Source organism: Microbispora amethystogenes (assembly GCF_016863015.1).
GTDB lineage: Bacteria > Actinomycetota > Actinomycetes > Streptosporangiales > Streptosporangiaceae > Microbispora > Microbispora amethystogenes.
Map to the genome: position 1 here is coordinate 186,811 of NZ_BOOB01000013.1, position 12,820 is coordinate 199,630.

General features: G+C 71.0%; 15 protein-coding genes. 6 read left to right on the forward strand and 9 right to left on the reverse strand.

Features of this window, described 5'->3' with window-relative positions; translation table 11 throughout:
- Nucleotides 1-118 precede the first annotated feature (118 nt).
- The gene (locus tag Mam01_RS09555; protein ID WP_150933630.1) at nt 119-727 is read left to right on the forward strand and encodes a ClpP family protease; all 609 of its coding nucleotides are present in this window, start codon (nt 119-121) and stop codon (nt 725-727) included.
- On the forward strand, nt 724-1,320 hold the full coding sequence (locus Mam01_RS09560; protein ID WP_204285016.1) for a ClpP family protease: 597 nt from the start codon (nt 724-726) through the stop codon (nt 1,318-1,320). Before Mam01_RS09555 ends, Mam01_RS09560 begins: the two co-directional genes overlap by 4 nt.
- 3 nt (nt 1,321-1,323) lie before the next feature.
- On the opposite strand, the gene Mam01_RS09565 is transcribed toward Mam01_RS09560, so the two are convergent.
- Both Mam01_RS09565 and Mam01_RS37275 read right to left on the reverse strand, forming a co-directional pair.
- Complete coding sequence (locus Mam01_RS09565; RefSeq protein ID WP_204285017.1) at nt 1,324-1,695, reverse strand: helix-turn-helix domain-containing protein; 372 nt, start codon at nt 1,693-1,695, stop codon at nt 1,324-1,326.
- A 74-nt stretch (nt 1,696-1,769) separates the two neighbouring features.
- On the reverse strand, nt 1,770-2,300 hold the full coding sequence (locus Mam01_RS37275) for a class I SAM-dependent methyltransferase (protein ID WP_345530714.1): 531 nt from the start codon (nt 2,298-2,300) through the stop codon (nt 1,770-1,772).
- A gap of 101 nt (nt 2,301-2,401) precedes the next feature.
- Between Mam01_RS37275 and Mam01_RS09575 the strand changes: the two genes are divergently transcribed.
- Entirely contained in the window at nt 2,402-2,911 is a 510-nt protein-coding gene (locus tag Mam01_RS09575) for a TetR/AcrR family transcriptional regulator (RefSeq protein ID WP_275408934.1), read from the forward strand.
- A gap of 6 nt (nt 2,912-2,917) precedes the next feature.
- On the opposite strand, the gene Mam01_RS09580 is transcribed toward Mam01_RS09575, so the two are convergent.
- Nucleotides 2,918-3,733: a phosphotransferase family protein gene (locus Mam01_RS09580; RefSeq protein WP_204285020.1), complete on the reverse strand. Its 816-nt coding sequence runs from the start codon at nt 3,731-3,733 to the stop codon at nt 2,918-2,920.
- Nucleotides 3,734-3,807: 74 nt separating this feature from the next.
- Between Mam01_RS09580 and Mam01_RS09585 the strand changes: the two genes are divergently transcribed.
- Entirely contained in the window at nt 3,808-4,503 is a 696-nt protein-coding gene (locus Mam01_RS09585; RefSeq protein WP_204285021.1) for a 4a-hydroxytetrahydrobiopterin dehydratase, read from the forward strand.
- A 44-nt stretch (nt 4,504-4,547) separates the two neighbouring features.
- On the opposite strand, the gene Mam01_RS09590 is transcribed toward Mam01_RS09585, so the two are convergent.
- Nucleotides 4,548-6,041 (reverse strand): bifunctional aminoglycoside phosphotransferase/ATP-binding protein, encoded by a 1,494-nt coding sequence (locus Mam01_RS09590; RefSeq protein WP_239101168.1) that lies wholly within the window; start codon nt 6,039-6,041, stop codon nt 4,548-4,550.
- 145 nt (nt 6,042-6,186) lie between these two features.
- Here Mam01_RS09590 and acsA point away from each other — a divergent pair, with 145 nt between their 5' ends.
- Complete coding sequence (acsA, locus tag Mam01_RS09595; protein ID WP_204285023.1) at nt 6,187-7,971, forward strand: acetate--CoA ligase; 1,785 nt, start codon at nt 6,187-6,189, stop codon at nt 7,969-7,971.
- Between the two features lie 32 nt (nt 7,972-8,003).
- On the opposite strand, the gene Mam01_RS09600 is transcribed toward acsA, so the two are convergent.
- From Mam01_RS09600 to tnpA, 5 genes are all read right to left on the reverse strand, one after another.
- Nucleotides 8,004-8,222, reverse strand: coding sequence for an acyl carrier protein (locus tag Mam01_RS09600; RefSeq protein ID WP_204285024.1), 219 nt, complete (start codon nt 8,220-8,222; stop codon nt 8,004-8,006).
- Between the two features lie 26 nt (nt 8,223-8,248).
- Nucleotides 8,249-9,634: a dihydrolipoamide acetyltransferase family protein gene (locus Mam01_RS09605; RefSeq protein WP_204285025.1), complete on the reverse strand. Its 1,386-nt coding sequence runs from the start codon at nt 9,632-9,634 to the stop codon at nt 8,249-8,251.
- Nucleotides 9,631-10,611 carry an alpha-ketoacid dehydrogenase subunit beta gene (locus Mam01_RS09610; protein WP_204285026.1) on the reverse strand — a complete coding sequence of 327 codons (981 nt, stop codon included), beginning with the start codon at nt 10,609-10,611 and terminating at the stop codon, nt 9,631-9,633. The genes Mam01_RS09605 and Mam01_RS09610 overlap by 4 nt, the downstream gene beginning before the upstream one ends.
- Nucleotides 10,608-11,633 (reverse strand): pyruvate dehydrogenase (acetyl-transferring) E1 component subunit alpha, encoded by a 1,026-nt coding sequence (gene pdhA / locus Mam01_RS09615; RefSeq protein WP_204285027.1) that lies wholly within the window; start codon nt 11,631-11,633, stop codon nt 10,608-10,610. Before pdhA ends, Mam01_RS09610 begins: the two co-directional genes overlap by 4 nt.
- A 373-nt stretch (nt 11,634-12,006) precedes the next feature.
- Nucleotides 12,007-12,378 (reverse strand): IS200/IS605 family transposase, encoded by a 372-nt coding sequence (gene tnpA, locus Mam01_RS09620; protein WP_204285028.1) that lies wholly within the window; start codon nt 12,376-12,378, stop codon nt 12,007-12,009.
- Between the two features lie 3 nt (nt 12,379-12,381).
- Between tnpA and Mam01_RS09625 the strand changes: the two genes are divergently transcribed.
- Nucleotides 12,382-12,820: RNA-guided endonuclease InsQ/TnpB family protein (locus Mam01_RS09625; RefSeq protein WP_204285029.1), on the forward strand; the 439-nt coding region annotated here is incomplete at its 3' end.

A 12,820-nucleotide genomic window follows, 5' to 3' on the forward strand; every position in this document is an offset into this window, starting at 1 on the left:
CCTGGTCCCCAGTCCATCGAGAGCTGGTGGCCGCCTGCGACAGCCGGTCGCGGGGCGGTCGTCTGCCCTCGGCAGACATTCCGGCGGTCGGCGGGGGTGGGGCGGATACAAAGGCGGCATGCCTGTTTCACCGAGCACGAGTTACCGGGATCGGCTGAACGAGAAGCTGTTCCAGCAACGGACACTGCTGTTGACCGGAGAGGTCGACGACGAGATGGCCGAGCGGGTGTGCGCCGAGATGGTGCTGCTGGCCTCGGCGGACCCCGAACGCGACATCATCCTCTACATCAACTCACCCGGCGGGTCGGTGCTGGCCGGCCTCGCGATCTACGACACGATGAAGCTGGTCCCGAACGACGTGGTCACCGTCGCGCTCGGGATGGCGGCGAGCATGGGGCAGGTGCTGCTGGCCTCCGGCACGCACGGCAAGCGGATCAGCCTCGCGCACAGCCGGATCATGATGCACCAGCCGTCGGCCGGCATCGGCGGCACGGCGATCGACATCGCGATCCAGTCCGAGAACCTCAGGTACATGAAGCGGCAGTCCGAGGAGATCCTCGCCGCCGAGACGGGCCGCAGTGTCGAGGAGATCTCCGCCGACAGCGACCGGGACCGCTGGTTCACCCCTGAGCAGGCCCGCGACTACGGGATGATCGACGAGATCGTCGGCTCCTTCCGCATCCTCGCGCCGTACGCCGCGCCCAACCGGATGGGGTTCGCGTCATGAGCCAGTACACGATTCCGTACGTGATCGAGAAGACGCCGGTCGGGGAGCGGTCGTTCGACATCTTCAGCCGGCTGCTCAACGAGCGGATCATCTTCCTCGGCACCGAGATCGACGACGGCGTCGCGAACGTCGTGATGGCGCAGTTGCTCCACCTGGAGGCGGACAGCCCGGACCAGGAGATCAACCTGTACATCAACTCGCCCGGCGGGTCGTCGACCGCGATGCTCGCGATCTACGACACCATGCAGTTCATCCGCGCGAAGGTCGCGACGTACTGCATGGGCCAGGCGGCCTCCGCGGCCGCGGTGCTGTTCGCCGCCGGAGCCCCCGGACGGCGGTTCGTGCTGAACCATTCCCGCGTGCTGCTGCACCAGCCGTCCACCCAGGGGCAGGGCACCATCTCCGACCTGGCACTCCAGGCGGCCGAGGTGATGCGTATGCGCACGCAGACCGAGGAGATCCTCAGCCGCCACACCGGGGTGGACATCGAGCGGCTGCGCAGGGACACCGACCGGGACCGGATCTTCAGCGCCCGCGAGGCCATCGAGTACGGCCTGGCCGACGAGCTGATCGACACCCGCGCGGAGCGCTGACGCTCACGCCGCCAGCAGCAGCGTCGTGCCGGACGCGCCGCGCCCGGCGATCCGGCGCGACGCCGTGATCCGCCGTACGGCACGGGTGAGCAGGTGCTCGATCGGCAGCCCGAGCGCGTCGCACACCGAGTGCAGCATCTCCGACGACGGCTCCTTGCGGCCGCGCTCGACCTCCGACAGATACTGCTTGGACATCCCGACCGCACGCGCCACGTCCTCGAGCGTGCGGTCCTGGTCCAGCCGCTCGTCGCGGAGGATCTCGCCGTACACGGTGCGCAGCAGCCGGTCGGGGCCGTCGGGAGTCTCCGGGCCGCGCTTCTCGCCGTCCCGGCGCGTCCGGATGTCGACGACCACTGGTCGGCCCGAAGCTGCCATGCCTGGAGTCTGACACGACCGGATCTCCGGCGACACGCCTGTTCGCGCACAGAGGAGCGGCCGGCCTCCGAGATTCAGGAACCGGCGGCGGGAGGGCGGACGGCGTTCACGTAGTAGAGCACCGGCCCGACGGTGCCCGTGCTCTCGACGCGGAGACCGGCGCCGGGCACCAGGGTGGCGAGCAGTTCCGGCATGGTGGGCCGCACCGCCGGACCCGCCACGATTGCGGCCAAGCGGGCGGCGAGGGGGTTGACCGGCGGGCGGAACTCGGCGATCAGCAGCCGTCCGCCCGGCCGCAGGACGCGGAACATCTCCCTCACGGCGGCGCCTCGGGCCGAGCCCGGCATGTGGTGCACCGCGAAGCTGGAGACCACGATGTCGAACGAGGCCTCCGGGAAGGGCAACGCCTGTCCCTCGCCCACCTCGTAGGAGCAGTTGCCGGGGGAGCGCCGGCGCGCGTGCTCGATCATCGGAAGTGACGGGTCAAGCCCGATCACCCGCCCCTCGGGGCCCACGAGAGGGGCCAGCACCCGGCTCAGGTAGCCGGTGCCGCAGCCGACGTCCAGAATCCGATCGCCCGGCCCTGTCCCGGACAACGCGGCCAGCCGGGTGAAAACGCTGCGTCGGAAACCCGCGGCGGGAGAGCACCGACCGCCGGGTACGGCGCACCCGCAAGGCCGTTCAGCAGGCGCTGATAGAGCTGGTCCTGGAGAAGGGCTACGAGGCGGTGACCGTCACGGATCTGATCAACCGCGCGGACGTCGGCCGCTCGACCTTCTACGCGCACTTCACCGACAAGCAGGACGTGCTGTTCAGCAACCTCGACGAGCTCTCCGGCCTGCTTCGTCTCGCTCCCGCGGCCGCGCCGGACACGCTTTTCGCGTTCAGCCTGCCGATGTTCGAGCACCTGCACGAGCAGCGCCGGCTGGCGCGCGCGTTGCTCGGGCGGCGCGGAGGCAGCGCCGTGCTCGCGCGCGGCGAACAGATCCTGGCCACGGTCGTACGCGACGAACTGCTGGCGGCCCTCCCTCCGCGCAGCACGCCGCCGCCCTCGCTCGACCTGCTGGTGACCTGCGTCGTGGGGGCGTTCATGGCGCTGCTGCGGAAGTGGGCGGACGGCGAGATCACCGCCACGCCCACCGAGATGGACGCGGCGTTCCGCGCCGTGGTGACGCCAGGTGTGGAAACCGCCCTATCGGCAGGCCGAAGACCGTGAGGTCGCTCAGGTGAACAGGCTGAGGACTCGCTTTCCTTGCCGCTCCAACGCGTCGCCGGCGTTGCGCTCGGCGAACAGACCGCCCGGCCCGAGCATGCGCAGCCAGACGAGGGCGAGCAGACGCCGGATTTCCCGGACGCGGTCCGCCTCCGCCGTGGTCAGATCGAAGTGTTCCAGCAACGCGGAGCCGTCGAACTCCCCGTCGAACCGGGAGATGTGCTCGACGACCTCGGCGAGTTCGAAGGCACGGTCGCTGCGGCCGGAGTCCTCCCAGTCGACCAGCCGCACGCGCTCGCCGTCCCACAGGTAGTTGGCCAGGTTGCCGTCCGACAGGCCGAACACCGGCGTGACCGTCGCCTCGGCCAACTCGTCGAGCGGGTAGCTGTCGAGCCACTCCGCGCCCACCGCGAAGGCCCCCTGCACCAGCGGGTCCTCGCCCGGATACGGCCACTCCGCACGGAGCCGCCGGACCTTCGCCACCGCCACACCCGGGTTCCACGGCGACGGAGCCAGGCCGGCCACCACGAACTCGGGCACCGACGTGTGCAGGGTGGTGATCGCCTCAGCCATGGCCTCGATCTGTCCGGGCGTGACGGCCCGCCCTCGGAGCGGAACCCCGTCCAACCTGGACATCACGATGACCGGCGGCTCGGCGCGTAGATCCGCCTCCAGGGGAAGCGGAGCCAGGCCGGGCGCGTACCGCGCCAGCAGGTTCAGGGCACGCCATTCCCGCTTGTGCTCGCCGCGGTCCCAGGACGCGTACGTCTTCACGACCCCACCGGCGGACATCTCGATGCCGTGGGTGCTGGACTGGCCGGTCATGTCGTCCTCCGGCGGTCGTGGTGGGCCGCTTCGGGGGCGGGTGGATTGTCGGGTCCGGACGTTACGCTGCCGGGATGACCGACGTCACGCAGAAGATCGAGCGGATCAGGCCGCAGCAGTTTCACAAGATCGGCGGCCTGGAGGACTGGCGGGTGCTGGGTGAGGGGGCGTGCGCCTACTTCCGCACCGGGTCGTTCGCGGCCGGGGCCGCGCTCGTGCGGGCGATCAGCGAGCTGCCCGGCGTGGGGAGCGGGCACCCGGACGTCGACCTGCGCCACGAGGGTGTCACGGTACGGCTGATCACCATCGCGGACTTCTACGGGCTGAGCGACCGGGACGCCGAACTGGCCCGGCGGATCTCGGAGGTGGCCCGGACGCTCGGCATCCCCGCCGATCCCTCGGCCGTGCAGAGTGTGCAGGTCACCGTCGACGCCCTCGCCGGCGCCGAGGTGGTGGCGTTCTGGCGGGCGCTGCTCAGCTACGAGGACCGCGCGAACAGCCCGGAAGACCTGATCGACCCGCACCGTCGCGGCGCGGCGTTCTACTTCCAGCAGATGGACGCGCCGCGCCCGCAGCGCAACCGGGTCCACGTCGATGTCTGGGTGCCGTACGACCAGGCCGAGGCGCGGATCGCGGCGGCGATCGCGGCCGGCGGCCGCCTGGTCTCCGACGCGTACGCGCCGTCGCACTGGGTGCTGGCCGACCCCGAGGGCAACGAGGCCTGCGTGGGCGTTGCGGGCTGGATCGACCCCGGCCCGCGCGACCGGTAGGAGTCGTCCGCCGCCGTCGGGGCCGTGGGCGCCGCGGTCGTGGTTCAGCCTGGTTCCATCCGGGACCGCCGGAACCGGCGTGGCACGTCGGCCCAGCGGGCGTGGATCGCCGTCATCGCCCGTTCCAGGGTCCGTTCCGGGGGTGCGTCGGTGTCGATCTCGGTCGCGTCGGGCCAGGGGGTCGTCGTCGCCGTCATCGCCGCGGCGATCGCCTGGTCCGCGTCCGATATGCCGCCGACGCGGCGTGCGAGGCGTTCGGCGGTGACCTCGGGAGGGGCGACGCAGCACAGCGCGGTGAGATGGGTGGAGGTACGCCGGGCCAGGCACGCCGCGGCGGCGCGGTGCGCGGCGTCCGTCCAGGAGGCGTCCACGACGACCGGCTCGCCGAGCCCGAGCAGCCGCTCGGCCCTGGACAACAGCTCGGCGTAGGTCCGTTCGGTGGACTCCGCGCGGTAGATGCCCTCGCCGAAGGGGGCGGCCGCGGGCTGGTACGGCGATATGCCGGCGAGTTCCTTGCGGAGGCGGTCGCTGGTCAGCAACGTGCAGCCGAGCCGGTCGGCGACGGCGGCGGCCAGGGTCGACTTACCGGTCCCCGGGAGCCCGCCGACGAGGACCAGGGTGACCTCACCCGCCTGAAGGTGGCCCAGCGTTAGCTCGGCCAGACGCCGGGCCGCCCACGCCGCCGCGTCGTCCCCCTGGCCATGGCGCAGACAGGCGACCTTGGCGCGAACGAAGGCCCGGTAGGCGACGTAGTGATGCCACAGCGAGGGCGGTGAGGGGTCGCCGGAGAACTCGGCGTACCAGCACAGGAACGACTCCGCCAGGCGAGGCGCGCCCAGTCGCTCCAGATCCATGGCGAGGAAGGCGGCGTCGTCCAGGCCGTCGACGAAGCGGAGCCGGTCGTCGAACTCCAGGCAGTCGAGGATCCGGGGCCCGTCGTCCAGGCAGAAGATGTCGTCGGCGAGCAGATCGCCGTGCCCGTCCACGATCCGGCCTTCCGCGACCCGGGCGGCGAAGAGCGGTCCCCGGCCGTCGAGATATCGCAGCGTGAGCCCTTCGATCTCGCCGAGGACATCGGCGTCGAGGACCGCCTCGGGCAGCGCCCGCACCTCACGGAAGCTCGCGGTCCAGCGAGATCGCAGCGCCTGCCCGCTCCCCTGTTCGTCGATCCGCGGACTGTGCGGAGATCGGGCGTGCATGCCCGCGATCATCCGCGCGACCCGGCACAAGGCGTCCTCCACCGGTGCTCCCGACTGGACCAGCGCGGACAACCGGCGTTCGTCCGGCATCCGCCGCATCACCACGAGGTGCTCCCGGACCCGTCCGTCCGGGCCGGACACGTCGGCCACTCCTTCGTAGACGTCCGGCGCCAGGCGGCGGTTGAGCTCGACCTCCTTGTGGCACATCACCCGCCGGGCCTCCAGCGTCGTGAAGTCCAGGAAGCCCAGATCGACCGGCTTCTTCAGCTTGAAAGCGTGATCCCCGAGGAGGATCACCACCCCGGCGTGCGTCTCCTTGACCTGCGCCCACGGCCTCATCGAGGTGCCCCCGTCCCCGGTCGGTGCCAGGACAGCGTCTCCATGTCCGCTTCCTGGAGACATTCCCCCGCACGGACTCCTCCCCTCGCGGGTTTTCCGGCCGCGTCCCAGGGGATTTTCGGTCCGGAGGGCCGAGGAGGCGGCGATGACCTGGGGGCCGATTCGGAAAACAGGACAGGAGGCGGCGCGGTCCAACCTGACGGACTACGAACGTGAGCGCCGCGGCTTCTCCTGGCGGACGGCGCGGCGAGCACTGACCGGCCTGCCCGGTGGCCGGGGGCTGAACATCGCCTATGAGGCCGTGGACCGCCACGCGGACACGCCGCGACGCGATCACGTGGCGCTGCGGTGTGTCGGCAGGGACGACAAGGTCACCGAGATGACCTACGAGGATCTCCGCCTCGCCACCAACCGCTTCGCCAACGTGCTCCGCGGCATGGGGATGGGCAGGGGCGAACGGGTGTTCACGCTGCTCGGCCGGGTGCCCGATCTCTATGTGACCGTCCTGGGAACGCTGAAGAACCTGAGCGTGCTGTGCCCGTTGTTCTCCGCCTTCGGCCCCGAGCCGGTCCGCGAGCGGCTGCGCCTCGGCGACGCGCGCGTCCTGGTGACCACCCCGGAGATCTACGCCCGGAAGGTCGCCGTGATCCGCGAGTCGCTGCCCGGTCTGAAGCACGTGCTGGTCACCGGTGACGCTCCCCCGCCGCAGGGCACCGCGTCCCTGCGGGAACTGATGGCCGAAGCGTCGGCGGAGTTCGAGATCCCCTCCACCGACCCGGAGGACATGGCGCTGCTCCACTTCACCAGCGGGACGACGGGGACTCCCAAAGGCGCCGTCCACGTACACGAGGCGGTGGTCGCCCACCACGTCACCGCCGCCTACGCCCTCGACCTGCGCCCCTCCGACGTCTTCTGGTGCACCGCCGACCCCGGCTGGGTCACCGGAACGTCGTACGGAGTCATCGCGCCGCTCAGCCTGGGCGCCACTCTCGTCACGGACGCGGGCGAGTTCGACGCGCGGCGCTGGTGCCGCGTCCTCCAGGACCAGCGGGTCACCGTCTGGTACACCGCCCCGACGGCGCTGCGCATGCTCATGCGCCATGGCGACACCCTTCCGGGCGAGTACGACCTGTCCGGGCTGCGCTTCGTCGCCAGCGTGGGGGAGCCGCTCAACGCCGAGGTGGTGGTGTGGGGGCCGCGCGCACTCGGCCTGCCGATCCACGACAACTGGTGGCAGACCGAGACCGGCGCCATCATGATCAGCAATTTCGCCGCGACGGACATCAAGCCGGGGTCCATGGGCCGTCCGCTTCCCGGCATCGAGGCGGCCGTGCTGGAACGAGGCCCGGACGGGCGTGCCCGCGTCGCCGACGGCCGGGTGCGGGTGCTGGAGGAACCCGACGTCGAGGGGGAGCTCGCGCTCCGCCCCGGCTGGCCCTCGATGTTCCGCGGCTATCTCGGCGACCCCGGAAGGTACCGCAAGGCGTTCGCCGGAGGCTGGTACCTGAGCGGCGACATCGTCCGCAGGGACCGGGACGGTTACTTCTGGTTCGTCGGCAGGTCGGACGATGTGATCAAGTCGGCGGGGCATCTCGTCGGGCCGTTCGAGGTGGAGAGCGTGCTGATGGAGCATCCCGCCGTGGCGGAGGCAGGGGTGATCGGCAAGCCCGACCCGGTGGCCGGCGAGCTGGTGAAGGCCTTCGTCGCGCTCAACACCGGTTTCGAGCCGACCGAGAGGCTTCGGCTGGAGCTGATCGCTCTTGGCCGGCGCCGCCTCGGTGCGGTCGCCCCGAAGGAGCTGTGCTTCGACCAGAACCTGCCGCACACACGCAGCGGCAAGGTCATGCGCCGCCTGCTCAAGGCGCGGGAGCTCGGACTGCCCGAAGGCGACGTCTCGGCCCTTGAGCGCCACGAAGGAACCGCACCGTGACAGTCCCGCCCCCGAAACGAAGGGCCTGCCGCTCACGCCCGGGCGTGGGCGGCGAGGAAGTCCGCTCCCCCGGCGATGGTGGCGAAGGCCGGGTAGTCGTCCTCCTCGATCCGGCACCCGCCGGATTCGCTGAGCGTCTGCACGTAGGTGAGGAAGTCGAGCGAGTCCAGCTCCAGGGCGTCGCGGATGTCGGCGTCCCGCGGTAGTGCCGCCGGGTCCATGTCCGGCGCCACCTGGCGCAACGCGGTCATGACGACTTCCTGAGCGCGCTGTGGCGTCATAGCGTCTCCGGCCGGTCGAGTAGCCGCCCGAGGATGCCGAGGAACCGCCCGCCGGTGTAGCCGTCGGTCGCCCGGTGATCGGCGGCCAGCGTGCAGGTCACCAGCGGCCGGACACCCAGCAGCCCGTCGACGGCCCACGGGCGATCGACGATCTTCCCGAAACCCACCAGGGCCACCTGCGGCGGGTAGATGACGCCGTGCACCGCTTCGACTCCCTGGTCGCCGAGGTTGGTGACGGTGATGGTCGCCTCGGTCATCTCGGCGCCGCGCAGCCGCCCGGCGCGCGCACGGGCGACCAGGTCTTTCAGAGCGGCCATGAGATCCTCGAGTTCGAGGCGGGCCGCGTCGTGCAGGGCCGGGGCGATCAGTCCGCCGCCTCTGAGCGAGATCGCCACCCCCAGATGCACCGCCTCGCCGGGGACGAAGGCGTCGTCGACCCAGAAGCCGTTCAGGCGCGGCACCTCGGCGGCGGCGCGGGCGGCCGCCTTGAGGAGCAGGGCCGCGGGGAGCAGCCGGCGTGAGACCGGCAGATCGTGGTTGCGCTCGCGCAACCACGCGAGAGCCCGGGTGAGGTCCACGGTCGTGCTCAGGTAGTAGTGCGGAATCTCCCGCTTCGACCTGGCCATCGCCCGTGCGATCGCCTGGCGCATCGCCTCCCGCCGGCGTTCCTGGTCAGCCCCCGGCACGGCTCGCGCCCCGGCAGGCTCGGCCGGTGGCCGCGCGGCCTCCTCCACCGCCTCGGGCGGCGGTGGCCCGGCACCCCGTTCGGCCGCCTCCCGCACGTCCTGGGCGCGGATCGCCCCGCCCCGCCCCGTGCCGTGGACGCCGGCGAGGTCGACGCCGAGTCGCGCGGCGAGCCCGCGCGCCAGCGGTGAGACCCTGGCCTCCGGTGCGGGCTCCGCGTGCTCGACGTCCGCGCGGGTCACCCGTCCCTGCGGACCCGTCCCGCGCAGGCGGGCGATGTCCACTCCGCGCTGCTCGGCGAGGTGCCGTACCAGAGGTGAGGCGACCGGTGCCGGAGCGTGCGGCGCGCCCGGCGCCGACGGGAGCCGTCGTGGGCGCGCCGCCCTCTTCTCCGGCGAAGCGGGCACCGCTTCGGGAGACACCGCTTCGGGAGACACCGGTTCGGCCGCAGGCGGGGCGCCGGTGATCACGGCGAGGGCCGTGCCGACCGGCACCCGCCGGCCGGTCCCCACCAGCAGGCTCTCGACCGTCCCCGTGTGGAAGGACTCGACCTCGATCATGGCCTTGTCGGTGTCTATCACCGCGACGACGTCGCCTCTGCGGATCCGGTCCCCCGGCTTGACCAGCCACTCGGCCACGGTGCCCGACTCCATGTCCGCGCCGAGCGAGGGCATCACGAACTCCGCGCGCTCGTTCACGAGGCGACCGCCTCTCGCGCCGCAGCGACGATCGACGGCACCTGGGGGAGGGCGGCCTCCTCCAGGTGGCGGGCGTAGGGGATGGGGACCTCGGCCGTACAGACCCGCTGGATCGGCGCGTCCAGCTGGTAGAAGGCCTGCTCCGCGATCCGGATGCCGATCTCGGCCGACAGGCCGCCCGACCGCCAGCCCTCGTCCACGATGACGGCCCGGTGCGTCCTGCCGACCGACTCCATGATCGTGGCATCGTCGAGCGGGCGCAGGACACGCAGGTCGACGACGTCCGCCTCGGTACCTTCCGCGGAGAGCACGTCGGCGGCCGCCAGCGCCTTCCCGGTCGTGCCGCCGTAGGCGATCAGTGTCACGTCCTTGCCGGAACGCCGGAGCGCGGCGGAGGTGATGTCCACCTGACCGGGACCCGGCTGCCCCGAGACGCCGTACAGCGAGCCGTGCTCGAAGATCAGGACGGGATCGGGGTCCTCCAGGGCCGGCCAGAGCATGCCGCGGGCGTCCTCGACGGTCGCGGGTGCGAGGATCCGCAGGCCGGGAATGTGGGCGTACCAGCCTTCGAGGCTGTGCGAATGCTGCGCGGCGAGCTGCCGCCCGGCTCCGGTGGTCATCCGGATCACCAGCGGGACGTTCAGCTGCCCGCCCGACATGTGCAGGAGCGTCGCGGCGTTGTTGAGGATCTGGTCGAGGGCCAGCAGGCTGAAGTTCACCGTCATGATCTCGACGATGGGCCGCATCCCGCCCAGCGCGGCGCCGATACCCGCACCGACGAAGGCCGCCTCCGACAACGGGGTGTCACGGACGCGCTCGGGGCCGAACTCCTCCAGCAGTCCCAGACTCACCGCGAAGCAGCCCCCGTACGCGCCCACGTCCTCGCCCATCAGGAACACGCGATCATCGCGGCGGAGCGCCTCGCGGATCGCCTCCCGCATCGCCTCGCGATAGGTGATCGTGTTCGCCGCGCTCACGACGCGGCCTCCACCGGCCCCACGCGCGCCCTGCCGCTCGTCTCGGACGTCTCGCTGTAGACGAAACGGGACAGGTCCTCCACCGGCTCGACGGGCGCCTGCTCAGCGAAGGCGACGGCGTGGTCGATCTCCTCCGAGATCTCCTTCTCCAGCACGGCGAGGTCGTCGTCCGTGATCTCACGCTCCGCCTTCATCGAGGCGACGAGGGCATCGATGGGGTCGCGCTTCTTCCACTGTTCGATCTCCTGCTTGCTCCGGTAACGGTCCGGGTCGTACATGGAGTGGGCGCGGAAGCGGTAGGTGCGCGACTCCACGAGATGCGGCCCGGCCCCGGCGCGGATCGCCTCGGCGGCTCGGGCCGCCGCGTCCGCGACCGCCAGCACGTCCATCCCGTCCACCGGCCACGCCGCGACGCCGTATCCCGCCGCGCGAAGGGCCAGATCGGTCTGCGCGTGCGACCTGGCCAGCGCGGTGCCCATCGCGTACAGGTTGTTCTCACAGGCGAACAGCACCGGCAGCCGCCAGAGCGCCGCGAGATTCAGGCATTCGTGGAACTCGCCCTCGGCCACCGCGCCGTCGCCGAAGAAACACACGGTCACCCGGTTCCGGTCCTGCATCTTGTCAGCGAGGGCGAGCCCGACCGCCAGGGGAAGGCCACCGCCGACGATCGCGTTGCCGCCGTAGAAGCGGCGGGCGACGTCGAAGAGGTGCATGGAACCACCGCGGCCCCGGCTGCACCCCGTGGCCTTGCCGTACATCTCCGCCATGATCGTCGTGGCGGGCACTCCACGGATCAGCGCGTGCCCGTGTTCCCGGTAGGTGGAGACGACCACGTCGTCCGCGGTCAGCGCATGAGAGACGCCGACGGCCACCGCCTCCTCACCGATGTAGAGGTGCATGAATCCACGGATCTTCTCGCCGCTGTACAGCTCGACGCAGCGTTCCTCGAACCGCCTGATGCGCAGCATCTGGCGCAGGAGGTCCCGATGCGACTCGGCCCGCGCGCTCTTCTTTCCAGCCATAAGGTCCGCCTCGTGTGCGGCTCGCTCCCCTCGCCCCGACCGTCCGGTCCCGGGTCGAGGCGCCCTGTCTCGCGATCCCGGTACGCCTCGTCCGGGACAGGCATCTCGCTTGTGGCCTTACCCACAGACAGTGCGGTCCACTTCCCGGATCGGGTCATCGACCGGCGATGCGAGGCGCTCATCCTGACCGGACCGGTCTCCCGCCGCGCGAGATCGAGGGCGTCGCGGGTATCACCAGCCCGGACGTCCACGGCGTCGCTACCTGATTCGTCCGCAGTACTCCGGTCTTTAGGCCGGGGGTGAAGCGGACTCGCCCGCGTAGCGGGGCAGGAAAGCCGATCCGCCGCCAAGGCGGATCGGCGTCCAAGCGGGCTCACACGGGGCGGTTCTGCTGTTCAATGTACTGGCGCAGGACGCTGATCGGTGCGCCGTCCACGCTCCCGGCGAAGTAGGAGCCCGACCACAGCTCGTTCGCCCGGTAATAGTGGCGGGACAGGGCGACCTTGGGCGGGAAGTTCACCAGCAGGTGAACGTTGCTGGCCTCGCCGGTGAACTCGGCCGGTTCGCACTCGAAGTCCGCGCAGAGGTCCCGCGTGATCTGCTCCATGCGCTCCAGGTGTGCCCCGGTGAACACCCGATGCCGGAACCTGGTCACGAAAACCAAGTGAGCATGCAGGACGAAAACACAGCGCCTGCCAGTTCTGATGCCTCCCTGTAATCGGTCATGCACCCTCGGTAAAATCATGGTGTGCAGCTCAGGTACAACTACCGCCTCTATCCGACGCCGGGCCAGCGTCATGCCCTGGCCCGCGCGTTCGGGTGCGCCAGGGTGGTGTTCAACGACGGGCTGCGCGCACGACACGACGCACGCGAGAACCGACAGCCGTACATCTCAGATGGGGAGTTGTCCAAGCGGGTCATCACGCAGGCGAAGAACACCCCGGAACGTTCCTGGCTGAAAGAGGTCTCCGCCGTGGTGTTACAGCAGGCGCTCGCCGACCTGAACACCGCCTACCGGAACTTCTTCGCCTCCCTGACGGGGAAGCGGAAGGGGGCGAAGGTCGCCCCGCCCCGCTTCCGGTCACGCAAGGACAACCGGCAGGCGATCCGCTTCACCCGCAACGCCCGGTTCTCCGTCACCCCCGGCGGGAAGCTGCGCCTACCGAAGATCGGTGACGTTCCGGTTC

What these genes read in the sequence shown, in the direction of transcription:
- Mam01_RS09555 (WP_150933630.1), top strand. Translation starts at nt 119, where the DNA reads ATGCCTGTTTCACCGAGCACGAGTTACCGGGATCGGCTGAACGAGAAG.
- Mam01_RS09560 (WP_204285016.1), top strand. Translation starts at nt 724, where the DNA reads ATGAGCCAGTACACGATTCCGTACGTGATCGAGAAGACGCCGGTCGGG.
- Mam01_RS09565 (WP_204285017.1), bottom strand. Translation starts at nt 1,695, where the DNA reads ATGGCAGCTTCGGGCCGACCAGTGGTCGTCGACATCCGGACGCGCCGG.
- Mam01_RS09580 (WP_204285020.1), bottom strand. Translation starts at nt 3,733, where the DNA reads ATGACCGGCCAGTCCAGCACCCACGGCATCGAGATGTCCGCCGGTGGG.
- Mam01_RS09585 (WP_204285021.1), top strand. Translation starts at nt 3,808, where the DNA reads ATGACCGACGTCACGCAGAAGATCGAGCGGATCAGGCCGCAGCAGTTT.
- Mam01_RS09590 (WP_239101168.1), bottom strand. Translation starts at nt 6,041, where the DNA reads ATGAGGCCGTGGGCGCAGGTCAAGGAGACGCACGCCGGGGTGGTGATC.
- acsA (WP_204285023.1), top strand. Translation starts at nt 6,187, where the DNA reads ATGACCTGGGGGCCGATTCGGAAAACAGGACAGGAGGCGGCGCGGTCC.
- Mam01_RS09600 (WP_204285024.1), bottom strand. Translation starts at nt 8,222, where the DNA reads ATGACCGCGTTGCGCCAGGTGGCGCCGGACATGGACCCGGCGGCACTA.
- pdhA (WP_204285027.1), bottom strand. Translation starts at nt 11,633, where the DNA reads ATGGCTGGAAAGAAGAGCGCGCGGGCCGAGTCGCATCGGGACCTCCTG.
- tnpA (WP_204285028.1), bottom strand. Translation starts at nt 12,378, where the DNA reads ATGATTTTACCGAGGGTGCATGACCGATTACAGGGAGGCATCAGAACT.